Genomic DNA, 25,112 nt, shown 5'->3' with positions numbered 1-25,112 from the left:
TCCCCCCGTTCCGGGGGGTTCTTGCTAGAGGCCGACTCATCGGCCTATCCTGACGATTAGCGGGGTGAAAAGGTTGAAGATTTCATTGTTTGTCACTTGTCTCAGCGATGCCTTGTTCCCGCGGGTAGCTGAATCGATGGCAAGACTGCTGGCAAGGTACGGCGTGCAGCTGGAATTCCCGGAAATCCAGACCTGCTGCGGCCAACCTGCCTACAACAGCGGTTATTGGGAAGAGGCGCGCATTAGCGCCAGGACGATTTTGGACGCTTTTGACGACAGCGACTTTGTGGTGTCCCCTTCGGGTTCCTGCACGTATATGATTCATCATTATCCGGATTTGTTCAAGGACGACCCCGTTTACCTGGATAAAGCGAAAGCGCTTCAATCCAAATGCTATGAGTTTACGCAATTCCTCGTCGACGTGCTGGGCGTGGCCGATGTTGGCGCCGTATATCCGCACAAGGTAACCTATCATCCTTCCTGCCACGGCAGCCGCCTGCTCGGGGTGAAGGACGAACCGATGAAACTGCTGAGTCACGTCAAAGGGCTGGAGCTCGTCCCCTTGCCGTTTGCCGAGGATTGCTGCGGGTTCGGGGGAACGTTTGCCGTGAAAATGGCGGATATTTCGGGCGCGATGGTAACGGAGAAAAGCGATCATGTGCTGGAAACCGAGGCGTCCGTGCTGGTCGGACTTGACATGGCCTGCCTCATGAACATTGCCGGCAATCTGCGTCACCGGGGCGAGAAGGTTCAGGTCAAGCATTTGGCCGAGCTTTTGTACGAGGGGGTGAGCGTGCATGAGCACAGCTGAGACGAAAGCGCAGACGGTGAAGGAGCGTGCAGGTTACGCTCTGAACAACGATTTTCTGCGCAATGCGGTGAAGTTTACGACAGAACGGCTGCGGCTTGGCAAAAAGCTGGCGTCGGAGGAGCATGGGAACTGGGATGCGTGGAGGGAACGGGGGCGCCAAATCCGGCTCCATACCATTGCGCATTTGGATTATTATTTGAATGAGTTTGCCGAGCAGGCCAGGGCGAACGGAGCACATGTCCATTTTGCGGAGACGGCAGAAGAAGCGGTTGCGATCTCCCTGCAGATTGCGGAGCATAAGTCGGCCAAATCCGTCGTCAAATCGAAATCGATGGTGTCCGAGGAGCTGCACCTGAACAAGGCACTGGATTCCATCGGGGTGGAGGCCGTGGAAACGGATCTCGGCGAGTACATCATTCAGCTTGCGGATGAAACGCCTTCCCATATTATTATTCCCGCCATCCACAAAAACCGTTATCAGATCGCAGAGCTGCTGTCCGCGGAGGCGGGCGAAGCGCTGCCGCCGGATACGGCGATTATGGCGGGTTTCGTCCGCATGAAGCTGCGCGAGAAATTTCTCGAAGCGGACATTGGCATGACGGGCTGTAATTTTGCCATCGCGGAGACGGGGTCGATGGTCCTGTTCGAGAATGAAGGCAATGCCCGGATGGTGACGACCGTGCCGAAGACGCAGATCACCCTGATGGGCATGGAGCGGATTATTCCCTCATGGTCTGACCTCGAGGTGATGGCTACCTTGCTGCCGCGGTCCGCGACCGGCCAGAAACTGACGGTATACATGTCCGGCATCAGCGGGCCGAAGAGAGAGCTGGATGCCGATGGACCAGACGAAATGCATATTATCATAATTGATAACGGGCGCTCTCTCCAGCTCGGCGATCCGGAATTCCAGGAACTGCTCAATTGCATACGATGTGGCGCCTGCCTGAATGCTTGTCCGGTATATCGCCATATTGGCGGGCACGCCTATGGAGGCACGTATAGCGGCCCAATCGGTGCCGTATTAACGCCGGCCTTGAACAAGAACGTCGCGGAATGGGACGATATCGCCAACGCATCCAGCCTGTGCGGCGCCTGTTATGAAGCATGCCCGGTCAAGATCCCGCTGCATGACATGCTGGTATCCTTGCGCCGCCGAAAGATTGAAGCCGGACGCGGCGATAAGCTGGAAGCGATGGGGATGAAAGGCTTCTCGGCGGTCATGGGTAATGCCAAGCGTTACCGCAGCGTGGTATCCCTCGGTAAATGGGGCCAGAAGCTGGTCGTGCGGGGCGGCGAGATCCGAACGAGAATCGGTCCTTTGAAGGGATGGAATTCGTACAGGGTGACCCCAAGCCTCCCCAAACATTCCTTCCGTGATCGATGGCCCGAAATGGAGCAGGATATTCGCAGAACCTCGGGGACCATGGATCCTGTAATCGCCGATCGGTTGAGCGAGAGGCTTCGCCAGCAGAAATCCGGAAAGGGGGAGAACGCGCATGACTAACGAAACCGATCGCGGCTGGTTAACCCGTTTAGAAGAACAATCCCGCAGAAAGCAGGAGCAGTTCATGGATGGGATCGCCGCGAAGCTGGGTAGAGATCGGATTCGCTCCGCTCCGGAGCACCCTTTCCGCGGTGCCCCGGATTTCTGGAAAGAATTTAATTGGTCGCTCGAGGAGAAAATTACGCAGTTTACCGCGAACTTTGAAGCAGCCGGAGGCCATGTGGTCAGACTGAGCCATCGCGATGAGGTCACCCGGTTTATCAGGGATAAAGCGATGGAGATGAGCGCAGCTACGATTCTTCGTCAGCAGGAGGACGCGCTGGATCGACTGGGTCTGGAAGAGAGTCTGCCGGATGCGCTGGTTCTCTCCTGGAACGAAGCGGCTGACACCGACTGGAAGGCAGTCGCTGCCAGAGCCGACTTCGGCGTTGTCATGGCCGATTACGCTGCGGCTTACACCGGTTCGATTACGGTGAAGTCCGCCCCGCATAAGGGCCGTTCGGTCAGCCTGCTGCCGACCGTGCTGATGGCTATTATTCCAGTCGAGCGAATGGTTACCCGATTAGGCGAGATTCTCGTTCAGTTCGATCAGGCCGGACGTGAGCAGCTGCCAGCAGGAATCCATTTCATATCGGGTCCGAGCCGTTCCGCCGATATCGAGAACGATCTGACGATTGGCGTTCACGGACCCGGCATCGTATATGCCTTGCTGGTAGATTCCTACGAAACATAATATTTAATCTTTAATGCAAGATGAGCCCCAAGCCGGGAGCAGTCCGTTGGATGCTCCCGGCTTGGGGCTCATTTAGATTATAGAGATACATACGTTTTCAGAGAAACTGAAAACTCGATTCACACCTATTCCTTCTTCCGTTTCCGTCTTCGGTGAAAGTAGATGGATAGCTGCTTTTCTTGCGTATATCCTATTTGCCTTTGCGCGTCAGCTCGGCCAGCCGATCCCACTGCTCATGGGTCACTTCCGATAAGTCGTTGAACTGCCCTGCCCCCTGCAGCCATTCGCCGCCGTCGATGGTGATCACGTCGCCATTAATATAGCCGGCATAATCGGAAATCAGATAGGCGGCGAGATTAGCCAATTCTTCTGGATCGCCAACGCGCTTGAGAGGGATGCGGTCGATCATTTTCCGTTCCAGTTCCGGCGTAGGGGATAATCTTGACCAGGCGCCTTCGGTTGGGAACGGACCCGGGGCGATGGCTACCTGGCGTATGCCGTACGGGGCCCATTCCACGGCCAGGGAGCGCGTCAGCGCAAGCACGCCTGCTTTGGCAGCCGCGGACGGGACAACGTACCCTGAGCCTGTTGAAGCGTACGTGGTGACAATGTTGAGCATCGTCCCGCCTTTGCCTTGTTCAATCCAGCGTTTGCCGACCTCCAGGGTGGCATAGAAGGTGCCGTGCAGCACGATATTGAGCACGGCATCCACAGCCCGAGGAGAAAGGCGCTCCGTGGGGCTGATAAAGTTCCCGGCCGCATTGTTGACAAGCACATCAATGCCTCCGTAATGCTGCTCTGCCGCTTCAACAAGAGCCGAGATTTGCGCAGGGTCGCGAACATCGCAGCTTTTGTACCATACCTCGCAGCCCTTCTGCTTTAATTCCTCGGCGGTCTGCTGCAGCACTTCTTCCCGGCGTCCGCATATGGCGAGCTTGGCGCCCAGCAGCGCGAATTTCTCACCCATGGCACGCCCCAGGCCCGTGGCGCCTCCCGTAATCAAAACGACTTTATCGCGAAGCAAAACGTCGGTGAACGGTCCCATCGAAAGTTCCCCTTTCAGGCAGTTATGGATCATCGGATCGGATCCTTTGTCCGCGTCCTTTATAGAACAGGCTGCATACATCGTCATGCTCCTTTTATGCAACCGCTTACTTTAAGCGTAACATGGTTAGCGAATCCAGTCACCACTTTGTTTGGTGTTTATATGGTGCGTACGGGTTGGCGGAAGCTGGCAATCCAATGACTATGAATGGAATTAAATCCCGATCGAAGAGGGGTTAAAACATAAGTGTTTAAATAGGCGTCTATTTTTCGTTTTAATAGGTTTCTGGAAAAGAATGTCCCCAGGGATGATCGAACATGTTTCAAGGTGTTAGAAAGCCCTTTCTGTGGGTCTGAAAGCTATATTGACCTGAGGTTTAGGGCGGTTTATATTATCTAGGAACGCGTTCAAATAACGCCATCAATGAGGAGTCGATCGGATGCAATTTGTTTGGTATTTGGCATTAATCATCATCTGTACCAAAATCGCAGGTCACATGTCTGCAAGAATCGGACAGCCGGCTGTGCTAGGAAAACTTATGGTCGGCATTGTGTTGGGGCCAGCTGTGCTTGGATGGATTGATCATAATGAATTTGTACATTACATCTCCGAAATCGGTGTTCTGTTGTTAATGTTCATTGCCGGATTGGAAACGGATCTGGAACAGTTGAAGAAAAACTGGAAGTCGGCAGTGGCTGTTGCGGTCGGGGGAATCATTCTTCCTTTTATCGGGGGGTATGGCGTAGCGGAGTTGTTTGGTTTTTCCGTTAACTATGCTTTGTTTATGGGCATATTGTTTAGCGCAACTTCCGTAAGCATCTCCGTTCAGGTGTTAAAAGATATGGATCGCCTGGGTTCAAGAGAAGGCACGACGATTCTTGGAGCAGCGGTAGTCGATGATATTTTAGTTGTTATTCTGCTCGCTTTCATGATGAGTTTCCTGGGCAGCGGCCAGGAGGTATCCTTGGGCCTTCTTATAGGAAAGAAAGTTCTATTTTTTATCGGTGTCGTTATGGCGGGCTGGTTTATCGTACCTCGCGTGATGAACAAGCTCTCCGGTCTGAAGGTAACTGAGCCTGTGATATCCATGGCTCTTGTAGTGTGTTTTGGATTTTCTTATTTCGCCGATTGGTTGGGGATGGCCGGTATAATCGGCGCGTTTGCCGCTGGGATCGCAATCTCGCAAACAGGCTTAAAGCACACGGTTGAACAGAAGGTTGAGCCCATTGCGTACTCGATTTTTGTTCCCGTCTTTTTTGCGAGCATCGGGCTTCATGTATCCTTTCAAGGAGTACCTCAACAAATCGGCTTCATCGTTGTATTGACCATAGCCGCTGTTCTGACCAAGCTGCTGGGTGGCGCTATTGGAGCAAGAATCACGGGTTTTAGCAACTTATCCTCATTCGCGGTCGGAGCTGGCATGGTGTCCAGGGGGGAGGTTGCATTAATCATAGCGTCCACAGGCTTGCAAGCAGGACTTCTATTGCCCGAATATTTCACATCCGTGGTCATGGTGGTTATTTTGACGACATTAATCGCACCGCCATTATTGAAGATCCTTTTCCAAGGGCATGCAGTGAACTCCTCCAAAGAAATCGGACTGTAGCTGGAGACTGATGCCCGTTAGGCACGTCATCATGGCCTCAATTAGATAGGAATGAAAAGCGAGCTATCCGTCGATAGTTCGCTTTTCTATTGAAGAAACATGCGGATATCAGAGTTGAATGCAGCGAGGTGTTTATCATTAAGGAATCCGGCTTTTTCAGTTTCAGAAGGCCCTTGCTTGGTTAGGTTAATTAGAAATGCTGGTTAAAACGATACATAGTCGTAAATTCTACATCTTATACATCACGCTGCCACCTGACCCTGGGTATATGATTACATCACGAGATGAGGAACCAGACATGATTCTACAATCACTGACGGATCGGCTGATATTAAAAAAGATTACGGGCAGTACTTCCGCGGATATCACGAACCTGGAAACAGATTCAAGAGAAATCCGGCCGGGCGGCGTGTTCGTCTGCGTACCGGGATTTCACGTGGACGGCCATGATTATGCCGAACAGGCGATACGGAATGGGGCTGTTGCCATCGTGGCCGAGCGGGAGCTTTCAGGACTGCCAGGAAACGTTACGCATATAACGGTGCCGGATACAAGAAGAATCCTGCCGATTCTCGCAAACGCTTTTTTTGGCGATCCTACGCGGCAATTGAAATTGATTGGAATTACCGGGACGAACGGCAAAACAACGACGACTCATATGGTAGATCAAATACTTAACGACGCCCGCCGCAAAACAGGGATCATCGGCACCTTGTATATGAAAATAGGAAATCATGTGGAGAAGACGCTGAATACGACGCCGGATACGATCCAGCTCATGCGTTATTTTCATACGATCATCTCGCATGGGGGTGAATACGGTGTTCTGGAGGTATCTTCGCACGGATTGGATATGGGAAGGGTGCGCGGATGCGATTTTCAGACGGTCGTCTTCACGAATTTATCGCATGATCATCTGGACTTCCATCAGACTATGGAGAGCTATCGCAATACGAAGGAGCTGCTGTTCGCCCAACTAGGTAACAGTAACCGTGACATGCAGAAGAAGGCCGTCTTGAACGCAGACGATGCCGCATCCTCTTATTACGCAAAACGGACATCCGCACAAATCATAACCTATGGCATTCAGAATCAGGCGGACGTCCGGGCAACGCAAATTCATCACTCAAGGGAAGGCTGCGTCTTTCATGCAGAAACGCCTTGGGGAAGCAGCGACGTTAATCTGAAGGTGCATGGAGCACATAATATATACAACGCGCTGGCCGCCATGACGACCTGTCTGCTGGAAGGGATACCGCTGGAAGAAATCCGCGGAAGTTTGGAGCAATTTGCAGGGGTTCATGGCCGGTTTCAAGAAATACAAACAGGACGCCGTTTTGGCGTGGTCGTCGATTACGCGCATAATCCGGACGGTCTTAAGGCAACCTTGCAATCCGCCAAGGCCATTACTTCAGGCAAAATGATATGCGTGATGGGCTGCCGGGGCGAGCGGGACCGGTCGAAAAGGCCGATCATGGCCGATATTGCAGCCTCGTATTCGGATTATGTATTGTTCACGGCCGACAATCCGTTCTCGGAGGATCCGGAGCAGATCATGGCCGAGATGCTGGGCGGCTTAACTTCCCGCGAATCGGGGAACTGGGAGGTTGTCTTAGACCGTAAAGAAGCGATTCAACGCGCAGTGGAAATGGCCGGTGACGAGGACAGGATCATTATAACCGGACGAGGGCACGAAACCCGTTATGTTGCGGGCAGCCGGATCGAATCCTTTAGCGATGAGGATATCGTGATGAGTTCTTTGCAGGGCATAGGGCAGGACATCATGATGATGCACCGGAGCCCTGAATAAACCCGGGAGGTGCTGGATTTGAAACGAAAGATGTTCGGCGTGATGTTTACAGCGGCGCTGCTGTTTCTTGCTGCATGCACAAGCCAGTCGTCCCCTTCGGCTGAAGAAGGAGCGCAGGAGGAGCGGGGGGAGGCGGCTCCTGATTCTTCCTATCAGGTGCTTGCGGAGCAATTGAGAACGCCTTGGTCCATCGATTTTGACGGCGAGACGATTTATATCAGCGAGCGGGAAGGGAATATCGTTCAGATCAAGGACGGCACATTGAACAGACAATCGGTACATACCGAGCAGCCGGTTTCCCATCAAGGAGAAGGGGGATTTTTGGGCTTCGCGTTGGCGCCTGATTTTCGGGATTCCGGAAAAGCCTTCGCCTATCACACCTATGATCAGGGTGGAACACTCTTGAACCGGCTGGTTCTGCTGGAGTTGAAGGGAAACCAATGGACGGAGTCCCAAGTCTTCCTTGAGTCCATTCCAGGCTCCAACGTGCATAATGGCGGCAGAATCGCGATCGGTCCCGATGCGATGCTCTATGTTACGACGGGAGATTCGGGCGAGGGCGAGCTTGCGCAAAATCAGGAGAACCTGGCAGGCAAAATATTGCGATTAACGTTGAACGGGAAAGTCCCGGCGGACAATCCGACGGCAGGTTCTTACGTCTATACGTTAGGGCATCGGAATTCACAGGGCTTGGCCTGGAATTCAGATGGGGACTTTTACAGCTCGGAGCACGGGCCTTCCGGCACGCCGGGCGGACACGATGAAATTAATGAAATCACGGCCGGCAGCAACTACGGCTGGCCCGAAATTTATGGCGATGAGACGTTGGAAGGCATGGAACTCCCGCTGTACCATAGCGGCGAAACGGCAATTGCTCCTTCCGGCATCGCTTTTGACGAACAGGACCGCTTGTACGTGGCGACCCTTCGGGGACAGAAGCTGTACCGGTTCCAGCCGGAGACAGCCGCGCTCGAGACCGTACTGGAAGGCGAGGGCCGATTAAGAGACGTTAAGGTCCATAACGGCCAAACCTATGTCATTACCAACAATACCGATGGCCGGGGCGTGCCGTCCGATCAGGATGATCGACTGCTTGTACTGGAATAATTCCAAGAAACATACATGTCTCGTGATTCAAGAGAATAGGATAGGACAAGTGCCATAAGAAAAACGTCTATCGACGTACTTTCTCAGAAGACAGACCGCATATAGGGGAAGTTATTCTTGCGAGATAAGGCGGGTAAGCCTCTGAAGTTTATACCTTCTTATCTCTTAACAAAAAAAGGGCCCCTTCCCGTATGGAAGGAGCCTGAAGTGGCAATAACAGATATTATGTTTGTTTGGCTTCGGCTTGCTTTCGGATCCGGTACACGCATTTCTTATCGCCTTTGGCAAGACACTCGGTACGTTCCACATCCGCTTCCAGCAAGGATTGAAACAGATCAAGCTCGCAGCGGCATGCATGCTGGTATCGGTTGGCTACCTGGGAAATCGGGCAGTTCAGTTCTTCAAGGACGTATTCTTCATCCGTGACTTTTTGGTAATCCACCATATATCCGTTGTCATTCTGAATCTGGGCAAGGGCTGCGACCCGATCTTCGAGAGTTTCGGCTTTTACCGTCGGCGTGTACTTGTTCAGCAACGTGTCTTTGCGCTTGTCGAACAGTAAAGATATCATTTCGTCCCCGGCCTCGTCCTGGAGCTCGTTAAGCAGATCGAGGGCAAGCGAATGATAGTTCTTAGGGAAAAAATCCTCTGCAGATTCAGTAAGACTGTATAGGGAGACGGGTCTTCCCATCGGCTGCTTCACGGTTCGATACGTGATGTACCCTTCATTCTTCAAGCTCTCCAGATGTCGACGGACGGCCATGCCCGTAATGCCCAGTGCCTCGGTAATGGATTTCGTGCTGAGTTCACCATTTATTTTCAACATTTGCATGATATACTCGCGGGTGCTGTATGCAACTTCTTGATCCACTATAATCACCGCCTTGTTTCTCGATGAATGCTTTCTTTTGCAACAAAAAAGGTTAAAAAGCAATATGTCTCATCTTATGTCTTTACCTTCTATAAGTCAACCGGAATGGCCGTTTTCAAGGCTGTTCTCTCGCGGTTTGTTGACAACTGGCATGATTAACCACATAATTATGATATATTTTAGTATAAAAAGTATAGAAACCAAGCAATGAATGAGTAATGGGCTTTTTGTTATGATAGCGCATCGTAGAATTTAGAAGACTTATTACACTTGGGAAGGTGGAATCACGGATGTATGTTATTGGCTCAGCTTGTATCGAAGAGAAGGCGGGAGAATGCGTTGACGTTTGCCCAGTGGATTGCATCGAAGAAGGGGACGACCAGTTCTACATCGACACCGATATATGCATTTCCTGCGGTGCCTGCGAAGCGGCGTGTCCGGTTGCGGCCATTTACTATTTTGAGGACCTGCCTGAGGACGAAAAGCATTATTTCGATAAAGCGGTGGAATATTACAAAAACAAGTAGGGCGCTCGGGCGCTCCGGTTTGAGTCTATCGAGTGCTCCGGTTTGAGGCTATCCGCTCTGTTGTCCGCCCGTTTCCGGAATGGAAATAGGCAGGGTAGAAACGGACTCCCAAAGGATCGGCTATCCTCAAACCTCCGCTGGTGGGAATGATTAAAAGACTAAAGATAAATGATAAGAAATTCAAGTGATTAAGAGATTAAGATTAAAGATAAAAGATTTAAAAGATTATAAGATTAAGAATTGAAGTATGAGGATTACGAGCGATTAAATCTATATGTTATGTGTATCAAAAAAAATCGGTTAAGATCAATAGCGTGCAAAATAGAGCGACTTGAACTGCGCTCATGCATCGATCTATACATAAGCCATCCGGGATTTCGAGGCCCCCTCGAATTAATTTCTCGGGTGGTTTAATTCGTCTTAGGCGGATCATTCAGTGAAGCACTTAACGACATGGGGCAGCACCAATAATATCATATATTTACTCCACTTATAGCCATTCGGGATGAAGAATGTTCCAATCATTCTTTTCTCGGGTGGCTTTATTATTGGGGTGAAACGACGTTGTTACCTACATTTTAGGAGATTATACGTCATGTTCATGTCATGTTGTGCGTGATAGGCGGTCAACTGTATGTATGCAGGAGATTGAATTTCTTTCGTAAAAAAGTGAAATGCTTACATTTCCAGAATCAAAAAATTATTTATTTAAATGTGTCATATATATTGACACTTTTACAAAACACGTTTTATTATTAATATCACTGGAGAATAAAAATATTAAAACTGATAATAATCACTGTTTTTTGATGATTTCGGATCTTTTTATTTGGGAAATTGATCTAATTAATCTACTGGTGAAATTAAATAGGGGATGTCTTCATGAAAAAGCATGATCAAGACTTTATGAAGCGGCAGAACAGACTCACAGTATTTCAAATCATCAAGAATGAACAGCCGATTTCAAGAGCCGTCATTGCCAAACAGACGGGCATGAGTCCGACAACGGTCAGCCGGATCGTATCGGAGCTGACGGAGGAAGGATACGTTCACGAAACGGAAGAGCAGGCCTCGGCCGGCCGCGGAAGAAAGTCTTCCTTAATAAGGCTGCTGGATACGGCGGTCATCTCGATCGGCGTCGAGCTGGATCGGCATCAGGCGAATATCGGATTCATTGACGTTCAGGGTAACGTATTGTGCAGCGGAAGCTTTTCAAGATCATCCGATGAAACGGCAGATGTCACGGTGACCCGGATTGCGGAAACCATAGAAGAGCTGATCGCCGAATGCGATATCGACCGAAGACGGGTGGTCGGCATTGGCGTTGGACTGCCGGGCATCATTGATGTCGACGCCGGCATCGTCAATTTTTCGGTACAGCTGGGATGGAAGAATGTGAGCCTCGCCGAGAGGCTCAAGGAACTAACCGGGCTTCAAGCTGTCGTGGACAATGAACTGAAGGTGAAGGCGTTGGCGGAGCAGCTCAAGGGTTCGGCCTACGGCTCCAACCGTACGGTGCTCCTGGGCTTCGGTAATGGCGTCGGATCGGCGCTCATTCTGGAGGGGGAGATTTACCGCGGGGTGACGAACAGCGCCGGGGAAATCGGTCACACGACCGTGGACCCTGAAGGCATGATGTGCGACTGCGGGAAAGCCGGTTGCCTCCAAACGTATATCAATATACCGTCCTTGTTGTCGGAAGCCAGCAAAATCAAACCCGTTCGCACGATCGAGGAGCTGTTCGCGGAGAGGCGGGCCGGAACGCGCTGGGCAAGCTATTTGATCGATCGGGCCCTTGCCTATATGGCGATTACGATCAACAACGTCGTCAGCATGTACAATCCGGACAGCGTCATTTTGAGCGGCGAGTTTCTGGACAAGTTTCCCGAAGTGTACGAGGAGATCACCAACCTGTGTTACTCGCAGTATATCTGGGAACCACTTCAAGAATCCTTTACGATAGTTCGCTCGGAGCTTCACGAGCATGGGGTCATCATCGGGTCGGGACTTGTCGCACAGGATCGTTACTTTCAATTGAATTAATTCATCTGGAGATCGGGGGAGCATGAACATGGGATTTGTGCCATTGGTAGAGGAATATCGCGGGAACGTATTGGAGAACGTGCACTACGGCGCGATCAGCGTCGTAGACGAGAACGGAAAGGTTGTATACGCAGCGGGCGATCCGCATCACATGACCTTTTTAAGATCGGCGGCCAAGCCGTTCCAGGCAATTCCGGTAATGAAACGCCGGATTGACGAAGTGTACGGACTAACGGGGGAAGAAACGGCCTTGTTTGCCGCCTCCCATCGGGGCGAGCGATTCCACATTGATGCATTGGAATCCATTCTGAAGAAAACCGGGATTCGGGAAGAGAACCTTCACTGCTGCGCGACTTATCCATTGAACGAGGATGCTAAGGCGCAGCGCCATCGCGATCATGAGGAGAAGCGCAGAATTTTCCATAACTGCTCCGGCAAGCACAGCGGCTTGATTGCCCTATGCAAGCATATGGGCTGGGACGAAAGCACGTATTACAAACCGGAGCATCCGGTTCAGCAAGAGATCCTCGAGACGCTGGCTTATTTTGCCGAGGTTCCGGTTTCCTCGATCCCGCAAGGCATTGACGGCTGCGGACTTCCCATCTTCGCGCTTCCTCTGGATCGCATCGGGTATTCCTTCCTCAAGCTGGCATGCCCGGATTTGATCGAGGATCCAGAGACTGCAGAAGCAGCTGCCAGAATGGCGAAGCTGATGAATGAGTATCCGGATATCATTGCAGACACCAAATTTGTGTGTTCAGCTTTGCTCCGGGACCAAAACCTGACAGCCAAGGGCGGCGCGAAGGGCGTGTACGGCATCGGTCTTCGGAAAGAACGCTTGGCGATTTCGCTTAAAGTATCCGACGGCTCCGAGCAGGTATGGCCATGCATCATCGCTTCCATCCTGGAGCGTCTCGGCTACAGCGATCAGTCTACGATTGACCGGTTGTATGAGCTGGTTCCGAATGCAATTTTCAACGATGGGGGCACGCTTGTCGGTGAACGGCGCGCCGTGTATGAATGGAATGCTTAAACGGTGAGGAACTCAAGGCGGCAGGCAGGCTTTTACATGCCGAAGCGGCGAGTGAATCTATAGATATTCACTACATCAAAGGGGGAGTAAAACAATGAGATTCAAAGGTAGAACATGGTCACTGCTCATGCTGCTGCTCGCATTTACGATTGTTGCGGCAGGCTGCGGAGGAAACAGCGGAAGCGGCAAAGGGGCAAGTGAAGGCGGCGGCGAGAGCAAGCCGGTGACAAAAGATAACAAAGATGTTGTCATTGCGATTAACGCCAACTTCATAACGCTTGACCCTCACAATGCCGGAGACACGCACTCCATCTCCGGTGCTCGCACGATGTATGAAGGATTGATGGGCTTCAACGAAGAAATGGAACTCGTTCCTGTGCTGGCTGAAGATTACAAGATCAGCGAAGACGGTCTGACCTACACGTTCAATCTGCGCCAGAACGTGAAGTTCCATGATGGAACGGATTTCAACGCAGAAGCTGTAAAAGCCAACCTGGATCGCATCATGGATGAAAAGAACAACCTGAGAATGCGCAAGAGCTTCTCTACAGTAGCCGATGTTCAAACTCCGGATGAACACACCGTTGTCATCACCCTTAGCCAGCCTTACAACGCTTTCTTGAACAAAACGGCCATGGCGCTGATGATCAGCCCGAAAGCACTTAAGGAAAGTGCCGACATCACGAAGAACCCTGTAGGTACGGCGGCTTACAAGTTCAAGGAATGGATTCAAGGCGACCGACTTGTCGTTGTGAAGAATGAAGATTACTGGCAAGAAGGACTTCCGAAGGTGGACAGCATTACGTTCAAACCGGTACCGGAGAACGGTTCCCGGATCGCGATGCTGAAAACGGGCGAAGCGGACTTCATCTATCCTATGCCGACAGAGCAAGTGTCCGAAGTAGAAGGCGACTCCAATATCGTCATCGATAAGACTGATTCTACGATCGTTCGTTACATCACGCTGAACACCATGAAGAAGCCTTACGACGATCTGAAGGTGCGTCAAGCGATCAACTATGCCATCGATAAAGATGCTTACATTAAAGTCGTTAAATCCGGACTGGGTTCGAAGCTGACTTCTTCCATGTCCTCCATGACGCAGCACTACTCCGAGCAATCCGGTTATGACTATGATCCGGAGAAAGCCAAGGCCCTGTTAGCTGAAGCAGGATATCCAGATGGATTCGAAGCTGAGATTTGGGGAGAGAATGATTCCGAAACGGTAAAAGGCATGCAGTTTATTCAGCAGCAGCTTGCCCTCGTCGGAATCAAAGCTGAACCGAAGTCGATGGAGGGTGCAACCCTGTCCGATCAGATTAACTCGGCTACGCCGGAAAACGCGAAAATTCAAATGTGGTACGTAAGCTGGTCTCCTTCGTCTGGCGATGCCGACGGCGCGACAAAAGGTCTGTTCAGCAGCGAGTTCTTCCCGCCAGCGGGTTCCAACACCGCTTACTACAAGAACGACAATGTAGACCAATGGATCAAAGATGCTAACGCATCCGTCAAAGCTGAAGATGCCAAAGAAATCTATGCCAACATCCAAAAACAAATCTGGGAAGATGCTCCTTGGGCGTTCCTCGGAGTCGATCAGGTCATCACGGGCAAACGTGCTTACCTTGAAGGCGTGAAGGCCCTTCCGGACGGATCGATCAGCGTGATCAACGCGGAAGTCAAATAATCAGGCAGCGAAGAGCTTGCTAAACGTATACCTTGTGGTGGGCCGCCTCTTGAATCAATAAGGAAGCGGCCCATCGTATTTTAAAAGCTGGCATGTTGAAAGGAGGCACATCCTTTGGGAAGATATGCAATTCAGAGGCTGCTGGGTGTAATCCCGCTGTTGTTCGTTGTATCCATCCTTGTATTTATGTTCATTCACCTGATTCCTGGAGATCCGGCACGGCTTGTTGCAGGTAAGGATGCCACCCTTGAGGAGATCAACGGGATTCGAGAGCAGCTAGGCTTAAACTTGCCGCTATGGCAGCAGTATGTGAACTACATGAGTGATCTGTTGAAGGGTGATTTGGGTGTATCCGTTACTTCCGGTTTGCCGGTGACGGACATGTTGGAAAGCCGCTTTTTCCCGACGATTGTCCTGACCTTTACCAGCCTCGGCTGGGCATTGGTCATTGGTCTGATCATTGGTATCATATCAGCAGTCAATCGCGGCAAATGGCCGGACTATATCGGGATGCTGACGGCTATATCCGGTATTTCCCTGCCAGGTTTCTGGCTTGGTCTTGTACTGATTCAAATTTTTTCCGTTGAGCTGGGCTGGTTCCCTACAGGGGGCGTCGACAGCTGGCAATCCTATATTTTGCCTTCCTTTACGCTGGGAGCGGGGATTATGTCCATGCTGGCAAGATACTCCCGTACTTCGATGCTCGAAACGATGCGCGAGGATTATGTCCGGACCGGACGCGCGAAGGGCTTGCGGGAATTCGTCGTTGTCGGCAGGCATGCGCTGCGCAACTCCCTGATCCAGGTCGTGACCGTAGCGGGCCTTCAGTTCGGATTTTTGCTGGGCGGCTCGGTTATGGTCGAGACGGTATTCAGTATTCCCGGCATGGGGCGTCTCTTGGTAGATTCCATCGCGTTTCGGGATTACACCGTGATTCAAGCGCTTCTATTGCTGTTCGCAGCCGAATTTATCCTGATTAACCTGATTGTCGATTTATTGTACGGTGTACTGAATCCAAAAATCCGGTATGCATCGAAATAGGAGGGGGAGCTCATGAGCGACAATTCAACAGTGACGGTCCATTCCTCCGCACCGGAGGATATGCTTGCAAAGAGTCAGGCAACTGGCAAATTCAAAGCGTTTACGTCTAAATTCTTGAAACAAAAGCTTGCCGTTATATCAAGCGGTTTTATTTTGTTACTACTTGTGCTGGCGGTGATCGGTCCGCATATCGTTCCGTATCCTCCCAATGAGCCGAACTATGATGCGATGATGCAAGGCCCGTCTGCTGCTCATTGGGCAGGCACGGACGAGTACGGCCGCGACATTCTCAGCCGCTTGATCGACGGTACACGGTTGACCATGTCGGTCAGCTTAAGCGCCGTATTTATATCCGCCGTGCTGGGCACGATTCTCGGATTGATCAGCGGGTACTATGGCGGGTGGCTGGATCGCCTCATCATGCGGGGCAGTGACGTCATGTTCTCGTTCCCTGACCTGCTGCTGGCCATCGGTATCGTGGCGATACTGGGACCGGGCTTATCCAATGTAGTCATCGCGGTGGCGGTCTTCGGGACCCCGTCGTTTGCCAGAATCATTCGAAGCGTGACGCTCTCCGCAAAGGAATCTTTATATGTAGAGGCAGCACGGTCCATGGGTGCCAAGCATAACCGGATTATCTGGAAACATATTTTTCCCGAGACGGTTCCCAGCATTATCGTCAACGTATCGATGAGAATCGGCGGCGCCATTCTGGCGGCTTCTTCGTTAAGCTTTCTCGGCCTCGGGGCCAAGCCGACGGAACCGGACTGGGGCGCCATGCTCAGCATGGGTCGGGATTACTTGAGTATTGCACCCCATATCGTGTATTACCCGGGACTTCTCATATTCCTGACCGTGCTCGCATTCAACCTGATCGGTGACGGACTGAATGATGCCCTTGATCCGAAGACGAAAAACTAATAGGGGGGATAGATCGTGACGCAAACATTGCTTGAAGTTAAAGGTCTCAAAACCGAATTCAAACGCGATGGCTCATCGGTGCTTGCCGTAGCAGGAGTGGATTTTCATATCAATAAAGGCGAAGTGCTCGGGCTCGTGGGTGAATCCGGTTGCGGCAAAAGCGTGACCTCCCTGTCCATCATGAGGCTTCTTAAAGACACGCCCGGCCGAATATCCGGGGGCTCGGTAAGCTTTGAGGGCAAGGATCTCGTGCAAATGTCGGAAAAAGAAATGCGCCGCTATCGCGGAAATGAGCTGGCCATGATCTTCCAGGAGCCGATGACATCGCTGAATCCCGTCCTTCGGATCGGAAAGCAGCTGGAGGAAGCGATTATGCTGCACTTGGGATACGGCCGCAAGAAAGCGCGGCAGCATGCCATCGATTCGCTCAAACTCGTCGGCATTCCGCGGGCGGACGAGGTCGTGGACGACTATCCGCACCAATTGTCCGGCGGCATGCGCCAGCGGGTCATGATTGCGATGGCCATGTCGTGCAATCCGAAGCTGCTGATCGCGGACGAGCCGACAACCGCCCTGGACGTTACGATTCAGGCTCAAATCCTGGATCTGATGAATCGGCTCAAGACGGAACAGGAAATGGGCATGCTGCTCATTACCCATGACCTCGGCGTCGTGGCTGAAATGTGTGACCGGGTGGTTGTCATGTACGCTGGCCGAGTCGTCGAAGAGGCGACGGTCGAGGAATTGTTTGAGAACCCGCAGCATCCCTACACCAAAGGACTTATTCATTCGGTACCCAAGCTTAGACAAAAGGTGCGCCGCTTGGAATCCATTCCAGGGAATGTGCCGGATCTGCGGAACATGCCGCAAGGCTGCAAATTTGCTCCGCGGTGTCCGTTTGTCATGGAGCAGTGCCTCTCCCGGGAGCCGGAGCTTCTCCCCGTTGTAAACGAAGAACATCGCAAAAGCCGCTGCTGGCTGACACAGGAAGGTCACTCGAAGGGAGGAGAAACCGCATGAAAGAAACACCTTTATTAGAAGTAAAAAACTTGCAGAAATCATTCACGGTGAAAAAAGGGTTCTTCGGTACGTCCAAGCAGCTCCGTGCCGTGGATGGCATCTCCTTCGCAATCCATAAGGGCGAGACCTTCAGCCTGGTTGGGGAGAGCGGCTGCGGCAAATCGACGACCGGCCGGCTGGTGACCCGCCTGCTGATGCCGAATAGCGGCGAAGTGATTTTTAACGGAACCGACATTAGCGGATACAACGAAAATCAGATGCGTCCGCTGCGCAAAGACATGCAGATGGTCTTTCAGGATCCGTACGCTTCCCTTAACCCAAGAATGAAAGTCAAAGAGCTCGTAGCGGAACCCTTGCTGATTCATACCAAGCTGAGTTCCAAAGAGCGCGATAAACTGGCTTGCGAGCTGTTGGAAACGGTCGGTTTGAACAGCTTCCATGCCGAACGCTTCGCCCATGAGTTCAGCGGCGGGCAGCGCCAGCGCATCGGCATTGCCCGAGCATTGTCCGTGCGCCCCAATCTGATTGTAGCCGACGAGCCTGTATCGGCACTGGACGTATCCATTCAATCCCAGGTATTGAACCTGCTGCAGGATCTTCAGGAAGAATACGGCCTGACCTATCTGTTCATCTCCCATGATCTCAGCGTGGTTGAGCATATCAGCGACCGGATCGGCGTCATGTATCTGGGCGCGCTCGTGGAGACGGCCGATAAGGATACGCTGTATGATCGCCCGCTTCATCCTTACACTCAAGCGCTGCTGTCGTCGGTGCCGGTTCCGGATCCGAAGATGAAGAAGGAACGGATCATTCTGAAGGGGGATCTGCCGAGCCCGGTCAATCCGCCGACAGGCTGCCGATTCCATACCCGCTGTCCTTCCTGCATGGAAGTATGCAAACAGATTACGCCTGTATACCGTGAGATTGAGCCGGGACATCAGGTGGCTTGCCATTTATATGACGAAGAAATCATGAAGAAGGCGTAACAGGCATCGATTTTCTCATAAAAGGAGGTAAGGGCTCGATATGAACATCACCATCGATGAAGTTCAGCTGGCAGATACTTCGATTTATGCGGTTTATGAGGGGGAAGAGTCTAATTACCGCGTAACGGAATCCCGGAAGCAAAGCATGACGCTGACTTGGTTCTATGGACGTTCCGAGCACGAGTCGGACGATCTCGTTGCCGGAATGGGGCCACGTTCGAACCTGACTTCGGAGCAGGTGAGAAGAACGGGCGCTTCAGCCGCGAGAGCGCTGCTCAAGGAGAATAAATCAAGCGCAGTGCTGATCCGCCCGGCATCCCGCGATGTCGGAGCTGCTTCGCGGATTTCGGCGGAGGAAGAACTCCAAGCGTGGTTGGAAGGCTGGCTGTACGGATTATATCAATTCAATAAGCATCGCGGGGTTACGGCCAATCTGCAAGCCCTGTCCCTTCATCTTCGACAAGAGGACTGGGAGGGGCTTTCCCGTGAAGATATGGAAGCCATCATCCGGACGGCGGAAATCCGGATCGAAGGAACGCAGCTCACCCGAGACTTGGTGAATGAATCACCTGAGACGTTAAATCCGGAGGCGTTTGTTGCGGTCGTTGAGGATCGTTTCAAAAAAGCGCCCGTAGACCTTCACGTATACCGCGGACAAGAACTTCATGACCGGCAGATGAACGGACTGATCGCCGTGGGTGCCGGCAGCAAATACGAGCCAGCGATGATCGAGATTTCCTACAATGGAGCGGAATCCGGGAAGGAAAGCCCTCATATCGTGCTTATCGGCAAAGGCGTTACCTTTGATATGGGCGGCATGAACGTTAAGATCGGCCGAGACATCAGCGATGCCCGCATGGATATGGGCGGCGCAGCCGCCGTCGTGGGCGCCATGGATATTCTGGTGTCGCGGAAAGCTCCGGTACGGGTTACGGCATTGATCGCCGTAGCGGATAATTTATCGGGGCCGGATGCGATGCTTCCCTCTTCCGTCGTTCACTATCCGAACGGCCTGAGTGTTCAGGTAGCGAATACGGACGGAGAAGGAAGATTGATCATTGCGGACGCGCTGTTGCACGCAGCCCATCTTAACGCAGATAAGGTGATCGATATCGCTACTCTTACCGGCAATGTCGGTGCGGCATTAGGCTTGGAGATTGCCGGCATTTGGGGTGATCAAGAGATAACGGCCGATTTGGTCGAGATCGGGGAGCGCAACGGAGAGCGCCTATGGCCCATGCCGCTAATGGACGAGTATGAATCCGAGCTCAGAAGCGATTATGCCGACCTGAGGAATGTAGGCACGTCGACTTTGGCAGGCGCGATAACGGCTGCGTTGTTCATCCGTCATTTTGTTGCGGAGACCATGAAATGGGTGCATATCGATATGGCAGGCACGGTCCAGTATAAACGGGAATTCCCTCACTCCGCGGCAGGGGCTACCGGCTATGGAGCAAGGCTGCTGGCGGACTATGTGGAGAAGCAGTTTCGCCCTGCATAAGCGAACCAACGACAGTAAGGAGTGAAGAACATGCTGCTTGAAATTATCGCAACATGCGTGGACGATGCCATCACAGCCGAGAAGAATGGCGCGGACCGTCTGGAATTGATCACGGCGATCACCGAAGGCGGGCTCACGCCGGGCATCGGTCTCGTGGAAGAGGTCGTGAAAGCCGTTCAGATTCCGGTCCATGTGATGGTAAGGCCCCATAGCAGATCCTTTGTGTATAACTCGCTGGATATAGCAACCATGGTTGCGGAGGTGAAGGCGATCCGCAGGGCGGGTGCGGCTGGCGTGGTCCTTGGCATGCTGACTCCGGAAGGAAAGATCGACGAGGCCGCCTTGGCCCAAATGCTGGAATGGACGGGCGATATGCAAGTGACATTCCACCGGGCTTTTGATGAATTGGAGGATCAATTCGAAGGGCTGCGTACGTTGCAGAAATACTCGGCCGTCACCCGCGTCTTGACGTCGGGAGGACCGCAGCCGGCACCGCAAGCAATCCCAAGGATCCGCGAGCTTGTGGAACAAGCCGCAGGCAGCGGGCTAAAGATATTGGCCGGGAACGGCCTGAAGTGGGAAATCATACGCGAATTCATCGACCAGACCGGCGTGAGCGAGGTTCATTTCGGCTCAGCTGTCCGGTATGGCCGATCAGGGCTGAAGCCCATTGATCCGGTTGAGCTGCGATCATTGGCTGACAGCTTACATCAATAGAAGTAGCAAACCTATCGGAAACAGGTGAACAAAAATTGCAAACCGAATGGAATAAACAGCAAGAATTTGTGGTTGGCGTTGACCTTGGGGGTACGAAGATCGCGGCAGCGCTCTTTGATTCCGAAGGACAGCTGCTGAACCGGGAGCAAATGGAGACAGCCGGAGCGCGTACGGCCGAGGAAGTGGTCTCTAGAATTACGAACATGATTCGCAGCGTGTCGGGCGGCCACCCGCTTCGAGGCGTAGGCATGGCTTCGCCGGGAACGGTTAACAGCCGGGAGGGCATTGTCATTCACGGCACGAATTTGCCGGAATGGACCAACGTCCCTCTCAAAGCCTGGATGGAACGTGATCTGAATACGGAAGTACAGGTGCTGAATGATGCCAATGCAGCCGCATGGGGCGAATATGTAAGAGGTGCCGGCCGAGGGTCGACGAATATGGTTTACGTGACGCTCAGCACAGGCATCGGATCAGGCATCGTGCTGGATGGCAAGCTGTTTCTGGGCAGCAATTCCTTTGCGGGGGAGCTTGGGCATCATATCATTGATCCCAGCGGTCCGCAGTGCAATTGCGGCAGCCATGGCTGCTGGGAGGTGTTTGCTTCAGGAACGGCCATCGGCCTGGCAGCATCCCAGCGGATGCTTACCCAACCCAGCGTTATTTCCGAACTGGCCGCAGCTGATGGTGGCGTGAACGCCAGGCATGTATTCGAGGCTAAACGTCTTCATGACCCCGTCGCAATAGAGGTCATCGATCGCGCCGTCTATTACATGGCGCTTGGACTGGTTAACGTCATTCATAGCTTCAACCCCGATCGCATCGTGGTTGGCGGGGGTGTGAGCAGAGCAGGGGAGCTACTATTCCCGCAGCTGCGGGAAATGACGGATAAGCTGGTCATGCCGTCCTATCTAGGAACGTACGAGATCGTTCCTGCGGGACTGCGGGACGATGTTGGCCTGGTGGGAGCCGCAGCCTTGTTCCAATAATATATTCATAAAGAAAAGGCAACAAAAGCCGCCCTTCAAGGGCGGCTTTCTGATTATTTCATGAAGAGAGCGGGAAACGGAGCGATCCTATTTGCGTAAGAGAAGTCCGTAACTTGTGACAGGTGATAGGCGTAAACCGTAAGCCGTCATCCGTTTTCACTGGAGTCGAGTTTTTGGTTTCCTATTAGGTTTGTTTGTATCCGACAAACAATAAGCGGTTGCCCGCACTTTCCCGCCCGCCGACGGTAACCGCCGGCTCCAAACCCGCACGCGAGGCGGCCTGCAGGCTTGGAGCCGGCGGCTTCCGCTATTCCATATATTTTGATGCGTCGAACGTAATCATGCTCGTATGGTTAGCATGTTCGATCAGTGAGGAGAGCCTGGTCACTTCGCGTTCCTTCTTGCGCGCCTGCGCCTGATAAGCTTCCGGATCGTATAAGGCCACGTTAAACAGCGTTACGGCGCCATCTCCGCTTCCCCGGCTGCTCTGGCGCTCCAGCTTCTTGCGGGAGCCGAGATGGGCAAGCTGTCCGATATCGCTGCGCATTTGTTTGGCGAGCTCGATCGCCTCCATGATGGTCATGTCGGAGCCGTTCCAACTAATGGTCTGCGTCGTGTTGGAGATTGCCATCAGCAGATCCAGCTTTCTGTAATCCGCTGCGGCGGCTTCGATCTCTTCCGTAATGGCATCCACGCTGCGTGCAGGATACTCCGCCGTTTCCCCTTTTTCAATGATCGTGCTGCTGTTGTTCAAGCGTTCCGACATCAATTGATTCATGAGACGGTTGATTGCTGCCCGGACTGCCAAAGCTTCAGCCATCGTGATTTGACTCATAAGCGAAGGATCACCTCTTTGATTTCTTGTCTGAATATGTAAACGTTCCGAACTGCCCAAAAGTTGCACGCCCGTTAATAAAACGTCGCCGGAGGTTCGATGGAGAGTTACATAATTGTCATGAGTATGTGAGATGCTGTACTGAAAATACATGAAAATTTTCAGCCCATACGACATTGATTAACATATAGTGATAGATTTCTAGGATATTATTGACAGCATCCTTGCTTGTATACTATATTAAGAGAAGGTTACAAAATGTTAATGAATTTTGCCGAATTTCGTTTGTGAAAACGGGGGAACCGTCTTGGGTGAATTATTCTTGTACCATAGAGAGTATAGGGAACCTTCAACCGAACCCTTAGCTAACTCCGTAGGCATCGAAGGAGAGAACATATTTTGAAGAAGTTTGTCATCACATTGCTTGGGTCTGCAATTATTTTTTCTTCAGGTGCCGTATCAGCCTATGCTGATCAACAACCGAATTTTCAGCATCAAGTGAAGCAATTGGTAGGAACGCCTTATAAATGGGGCGGAACAACGACAAGCGGATTTGATTGCTCCGGATTTATTCTGTATATGTTTAGAAATTTCGACGTAGATCTTCCACGCACATCCCAGAGTCAGGCTAAAGCCGGGGTTCATGTGGATCGCGAGGACCTGAGAGTCGGAGATTTGGTATTCTTCAATACAAGCGGCAGCGGCATTTCCCATGCGGGCGTTTACATTGGAGATGGACAATTTGCGCATGCTTCCAGCAGTAAGGGCGTAAGAATCAGCAAGCTTAGCGACTCGTATTACGAACCGCGTTATGTTACGGCGCGCCGCGTATTGAGTCAAGAGAATTATGCTAAACTGGTAGGAAGCGCAAGCTAATTGGAACAGGTAGTTTAGAGTTCGATACATAACCGGAAAGCCTGACAAGAGATGATCTTGTCAGGCTTTCTTTTTTTAGAGAAAATTATAATTTGGGATTCTGCGAAAAGATTCACTAGATTATTCCTTTACGACAGAGGCATTCACGGCGGCTTCCATGCCATTATTATAGGAACGGAACAAGCCCAGACGCCAGAAGGCGGCACCTTTCAGATCATAGCGTTTGGCCAAGCCGAGCTTATCGTCGACGGATGTGGCGGTTTCGCTGCTTAAGCTGATGCCGAGCAGGAGCTTCTGCTTAGGAACGCCTGCCTGAAGTGCCTGCTGAATTGCTTGGTCCACCAAACTGTTGGGCTCAGGAACCTGGGCTTTGGTGCCTACCGGATTGTACTGATACGCCATGACGATAAGATCATCGGCAAGGGAGGCCAGCGTCTTGTAATCATAGCCTTTATAGGCGCTGTTCAGTGGCGGGACCGCTAAGGACAGAGCAATGTCGCCGGGCAATGCCGCTTTCAATTGCTTGACGTAATCATTAAGCAGCTTCTGCTGCTTCGCGGCATCCAGTTTAAAACCAAGCCCTTCGAAATCAAGCACCACGCCGCCGAATCCGTTATCCGCCACCGCAGTCGTGATGCCTTCAATGGACTTTTGGCGAAGGCTGCTGTCGCTGAGGACTTTGGTTAATTCGCCGTTTCCGTCCAAAGCGTAAACCATAAGGTACGGTTTAATCTCCCGATCCGCTGCATCCGCAACAATCGATTGCGGAGTCACGTCGCCGGCAGCCGCAGGCAGACGATACTCGTCGCCTTGAAGCGTAAACTGACCTTCCCGATCAATGCGGCTCCAGCCGAAGGCGACTGAATTCATGGATGGTACGAGATCCCGCTCTTGGAAAGATTGCAAAGCGTAAAAGGCTCTTAGATGCATTTCGCGCTGCGGCGACACGAGGGAAACCGTGCGAGTCGCCTGATTCCAGCCCACATTAACGCCGAATTGGCTGCTGAACGAGCTCAGCGGAATCAGAACGCGGCCTTCCCGTTGGACAGGGGGAGCGGCCAGCTTTACTTTTTTACCGTTGACGGTTGCGCTCGAGCTCCCGACTTGAAGCAGCACTTCCGTTGGTTGACCCTTCACCTTGCCAATGGCCTTCACCGTTTGCGTCTTGCTGTTCCACGTGATTTGAATGCCCAGCGCTTCACCGACCGTCCGGAACGGCACGTAGGTGACCCCTTTGTCTATCCTAGGAGCCGCGTCGAATGTAAGCGCAACGTCATCCAGCGTTACCGAAATGGCAGGCGCAGCGTGTACCTGGCCGATATGGGGCGCGGTTCCGAGCAGAGATAAGGCAAGAACGGCAGCGACGGCTGTTTTTCCTATTCGTCTATGCAGCATGCTAATGTTTCCCTCCAACCCAATAAAATAATAGAATGATATTCATAGAATATG

22 protein-coding genes and 1 riboswitch are annotated in these 25,112 nt (G+C 52.1%); of the genes, 18 read left to right on the top strand and 4 right to left on the bottom strand.

Annotation, left to right across the window (positions count from 1 at the left end; genetic code table 11):
- Positions 1-73 precede the first annotated feature (73 nt).
- The 3 genes from HMPREF9412_RS13420 to HMPREF9412_RS13410 are packed head-to-tail and all read left to right on the top strand — an operon-like array spanning position 74 to position 3,051.
- Positions 74-811 (top strand): (Fe-S)-binding protein, encoded by a 738-nt coding sequence (locus tag HMPREF9412_RS13420; protein WP_009592078.1) that lies wholly within the window; start codon positions 74-76, stop codon positions 809-811.
- Positions 798-2,318 (top strand): LutB/LldF family L-lactate oxidation iron-sulfur protein, encoded by a 1,521-nt coding sequence (locus tag HMPREF9412_RS13415; RefSeq protein WP_009592097.1) that lies wholly within the window; start codon positions 798-800, stop codon positions 2,316-2,318. The genes HMPREF9412_RS13420 and HMPREF9412_RS13415 overlap by 14 nt, the downstream gene beginning before the upstream one ends.
- Complete coding sequence (locus HMPREF9412_RS13410; protein WP_009592103.1) at positions 2,311-3,051, top strand: LutC/YkgG family protein; 741 nt, start codon at positions 2,311-2,313, stop codon at positions 3,049-3,051. Before HMPREF9412_RS13415 ends, HMPREF9412_RS13410 begins: the two co-directional genes overlap by 8 nt.
- Positions 3,052-3,241: 190 nt before the next feature.
- Here the strand turns inward: HMPREF9412_RS13410 and HMPREF9412_RS13405 are convergent, their stop codons facing one another.
- Positions 3,242-4,096 carry an SDR family oxidoreductase gene (locus HMPREF9412_RS13405; RefSeq protein ID WP_036672163.1) on the bottom strand — a complete coding sequence of 285 codons (855 nt, stop codon included), beginning with the start codon at positions 4,094-4,096 and terminating at the stop codon, positions 3,242-3,244.
- Positions 4,097-4,535: 439 nt separating this feature from the next.
- Here HMPREF9412_RS13405 and HMPREF9412_RS13400 point away from each other — a divergent pair, with 439 nt between their 5' ends.
- The 3 genes from HMPREF9412_RS13400 (at position 4,536) to HMPREF9412_RS13390 (ending at position 8,619) form a co-directional block, all read left to right on the top strand.
- Positions 4,536-5,702 carry a cation:proton antiporter gene (locus HMPREF9412_RS13400; protein WP_009592088.1) on the top strand — a complete coding sequence of 389 codons (1,167 nt, stop codon included), beginning with the start codon at positions 4,536-4,538 and terminating at the stop codon, positions 5,700-5,702.
- Between the two features lie 298 nt (positions 5,703-6,000).
- Positions 6,001-7,512 (top strand): UDP-N-acetylmuramoyl-L-alanyl-D-glutamate--2,6-diaminopimelate ligase, encoded by a 1,512-nt coding sequence (locus HMPREF9412_RS13395; RefSeq protein WP_009592102.1) that lies wholly within the window; start codon positions 6,001-6,003, stop codon positions 7,510-7,512.
- Positions 7,513-7,530: 18 nt separating this feature from the next.
- On the top strand, positions 7,531-8,619 hold the full coding sequence (locus tag HMPREF9412_RS13390) for a PQQ-dependent sugar dehydrogenase (RefSeq protein WP_009592075.1): 1,089 nt from the start codon (positions 7,531-7,533) through the stop codon (positions 8,617-8,619).
- 223 nt (positions 8,620-8,842) lie between these two features.
- Here the strand turns inward: HMPREF9412_RS13390 and HMPREF9412_RS13385 are convergent, their stop codons facing one another.
- The gene (locus HMPREF9412_RS13385) at positions 8,843-9,490 is read right to left on the bottom strand and encodes a helix-turn-helix transcriptional regulator (protein ID WP_009592087.1); all 648 of its coding nucleotides are present in this window, start codon (positions 9,488-9,490) and stop codon (positions 8,843-8,845) included.
- 290 nt (positions 9,491-9,780) lie between these two features.
- Between HMPREF9412_RS13385 and HMPREF9412_RS13380 the strand changes: the two genes are divergently transcribed.
- The 11 genes from HMPREF9412_RS13380 to HMPREF9412_RS13330 all read left to right on the top strand — a co-directional run bounded on the left by HMPREF9412_RS13380 (position 9,781) and on the right by HMPREF9412_RS13330 (position 21,952).
- Positions 9,781-10,017 (top strand): indolepyruvate ferredoxin oxidoreductase subunit alpha, encoded by a 237-nt coding sequence (locus HMPREF9412_RS13380; protein ID WP_009592106.1) that lies wholly within the window; start codon positions 9,781-9,783, stop codon positions 10,015-10,017.
- Between the two features lie 882 nt (positions 10,018-10,899).
- Positions 10,900-12,060, top strand: coding sequence for an ROK family transcriptional regulator (locus HMPREF9412_RS13375; protein WP_009592089.1), 1,161 nt, complete (start codon positions 10,900-10,902; stop codon positions 12,058-12,060).
- 28 nt (positions 12,061-12,088) lie between these two features.
- Positions 12,089-13,093, top strand: coding sequence for an asparaginase (locus HMPREF9412_RS13370; RefSeq protein WP_036672158.1), 1,005 nt, complete (start codon positions 12,089-12,091; stop codon positions 13,091-13,093).
- A 94-nt stretch (positions 13,094-13,187) separates the two neighbouring features.
- On the top strand, positions 13,188-14,777 hold the full coding sequence (locus HMPREF9412_RS13365; RefSeq protein WP_009592105.1) for a glutathione ABC transporter substrate-binding protein: 1,590 nt from the start codon (positions 13,188-13,190) through the stop codon (positions 14,775-14,777).
- Positions 14,778-14,891: 114 nt separating this feature from the next.
- Positions 14,892-15,818, top strand: a complete 927-nt coding sequence (locus HMPREF9412_RS13360; protein WP_009592113.1) for an ABC transporter permease subunit — start codon at positions 14,892-14,894, stop codon at positions 15,816-15,818.
- A 12-nt stretch (positions 15,819-15,830) separates the two neighbouring features.
- Positions 15,831-16,739 (top strand): ABC transporter permease, encoded by a 909-nt coding sequence (locus HMPREF9412_RS13355; RefSeq protein ID WP_009592082.1) that lies wholly within the window; start codon positions 15,831-15,833, stop codon positions 16,737-16,739.
- Between the two features lie 15 nt (positions 16,740-16,754).
- The gene (locus HMPREF9412_RS13350) at positions 16,755-17,759 is read left to right on the top strand and encodes an ABC transporter ATP-binding protein (RefSeq protein ID WP_009592109.1); all 1,005 of its coding nucleotides are present in this window, start codon (positions 16,755-16,757) and stop codon (positions 17,757-17,759) included.
- The gene (locus HMPREF9412_RS13345) at positions 17,756-18,745 is read left to right on the top strand and encodes an ABC transporter ATP-binding protein (protein WP_009592081.1); all 990 of its coding nucleotides are present in this window, start codon (positions 17,756-17,758) and stop codon (positions 18,743-18,745) included. Before HMPREF9412_RS13350 ends, HMPREF9412_RS13345 begins: the two co-directional genes overlap by 4 nt.
- Before the next feature lie 40 nt (positions 18,746-18,785).
- Positions 18,786-20,246, top strand: a complete 1,461-nt coding sequence (locus HMPREF9412_RS13340) for a leucyl aminopeptidase family protein (protein WP_009592108.1) — start codon at positions 18,786-18,788, stop codon at positions 20,244-20,246.
- Between the two features lie 30 nt (positions 20,247-20,276).
- Entirely contained in the window at positions 20,277-20,963 is a 687-nt protein-coding gene (locus HMPREF9412_RS13335) for a copper homeostasis protein CutC (protein WP_009592107.1), read from the top strand.
- A gap of 35 nt (positions 20,964-20,998) precedes the next feature.
- Positions 20,999-21,952 (top strand): ROK family protein, encoded by a 954-nt coding sequence (locus tag HMPREF9412_RS13330; protein ID WP_009592086.1) that lies wholly within the window; start codon positions 20,999-21,001, stop codon positions 21,950-21,952.
- Positions 21,953-22,259: 307 nt separating this feature from the next.
- Here the strand turns inward: HMPREF9412_RS13330 and HMPREF9412_RS13325 are convergent, their stop codons facing one another.
- A complete protein-coding gene (locus HMPREF9412_RS13325) occupies positions 22,260-22,787 on the bottom strand; it encodes a hypothetical protein (RefSeq protein WP_009592091.1) in 528 nt (175 codons plus the stop codon).
- Positions 22,788-23,049: 262 nt separating this feature from the next.
- Positions 23,050-23,183, top strand: a riboswitch (cyclic di-AMP (ydaO/yuaA leader).
- A 3-nt stretch (positions 23,184-23,186) separates the two neighbouring features.
- Between HMPREF9412_RS13325 and HMPREF9412_RS13320 the strand changes: the two genes are divergently transcribed.
- Positions 23,187-23,663, top strand: a complete 477-nt coding sequence (locus HMPREF9412_RS13320; RefSeq protein WP_009592104.1) for a C40 family peptidase — start codon at positions 23,187-23,189, stop codon at positions 23,661-23,663.
- A gap of 120 nt (positions 23,664-23,783) precedes the next feature.
- On the opposite strand, the gene HMPREF9412_RS13315 is transcribed toward HMPREF9412_RS13320, so the two are convergent.
- Positions 23,784-25,058, bottom strand: coding sequence for a stalk domain-containing protein (locus HMPREF9412_RS13315; protein WP_009592076.1), 1,275 nt, complete (start codon positions 25,056-25,058; stop codon positions 23,784-23,786).
- Positions 25,059-25,112 lie beyond the last annotated feature (54 nt).

The sequence above is a fragment of the Paenibacillus sp. HGF5 genome, from assembly GCF_000204455.1.
In the GTDB taxonomy this organism is placed as follows: Bacteria; Bacillota; Bacilli; order Paenibacillales; family Paenibacillaceae; genus Paenibacillus_AQ; species Paenibacillus_AQ lautus_A.
The sequence above is the reverse complement of the archived record's forward strand: the minus strand, read 5'-3'. Positions and strand labels throughout refer to the sequence as shown.

Bases quoted from the DNA above. Each gene is read 5' to 3' on its own strand.
- HMPREF9412_RS13415 (WP_009592097.1), top strand. From the start codon at position 798: ATGAGCACAGCTGAGACGAAAGCGCAGACGGTGAAGGAGCGTGCAGGT.
- HMPREF9412_RS13410 (WP_009592103.1), top strand. From the start codon at position 2,311: ATGACTAACGAAACCGATCGCGGCTGGTTAACCCGTTTAGAAGAACAA.
- HMPREF9412_RS13405 (WP_036672163.1), bottom strand. From the start codon at position 4,096: ATGGGACCGTTCACCGACGTTTTGCTTCGCGATAAAGTCGTTTTGATT.
- HMPREF9412_RS13400 (WP_009592088.1), top strand. From the start codon at position 4,536: ATGCAATTTGTTTGGTATTTGGCATTAATCATCATCTGTACCAAAATC.
- HMPREF9412_RS13395 (WP_009592102.1), top strand. From the start codon at position 6,001: ATGATTCTACAATCACTGACGGATCGGCTGATATTAAAAAAGATTACG.
- HMPREF9412_RS13380 (WP_009592106.1), top strand. From the start codon at position 9,781: ATGTATGTTATTGGCTCAGCTTGTATCGAAGAGAAGGCGGGAGAATGC.
- HMPREF9412_RS13375 (WP_009592089.1), top strand. From the start codon at position 10,900: ATGAAAAAGCATGATCAAGACTTTATGAAGCGGCAGAACAGACTCACA.
- HMPREF9412_RS13370 (WP_036672158.1), top strand. From the start codon at position 12,089: ATGGGATTTGTGCCATTGGTAGAGGAATATCGCGGGAACGTATTGGAG.
- HMPREF9412_RS13365 (WP_009592105.1), top strand. From the start codon at position 13,188: ATGAGATTCAAAGGTAGAACATGGTCACTGCTCATGCTGCTGCTCGCA.
- HMPREF9412_RS13355 (WP_009592082.1), top strand. From the start codon at position 15,831: ATGAGCGACAATTCAACAGTGACGGTCCATTCCTCCGCACCGGAGGAT.
- HMPREF9412_RS13345 (WP_009592081.1), top strand. From the start codon at position 17,756: ATGAAAGAAACACCTTTATTAGAAGTAAAAAACTTGCAGAAATCATTC.
- HMPREF9412_RS13340 (WP_009592108.1), top strand. From the start codon at position 18,786: ATGAACATCACCATCGATGAAGTTCAGCTGGCAGATACTTCGATTTAT.
- HMPREF9412_RS13335 (WP_009592107.1), top strand. From the start codon at position 20,277: ATGCTGCTTGAAATTATCGCAACATGCGTGGACGATGCCATCACAGCC.
- HMPREF9412_RS13325 (WP_009592091.1), bottom strand. From the start codon at position 22,787: ATGAGTCAAATCACGATGGCTGAAGCTTTGGCAGTCCGGGCAGCAATC.
- HMPREF9412_RS13315 (WP_009592076.1), bottom strand. From the start codon at position 25,058: ATGCTGCATAGACGAATAGGAAAAACAGCCGTCGCTGCCGTTCTTGCC.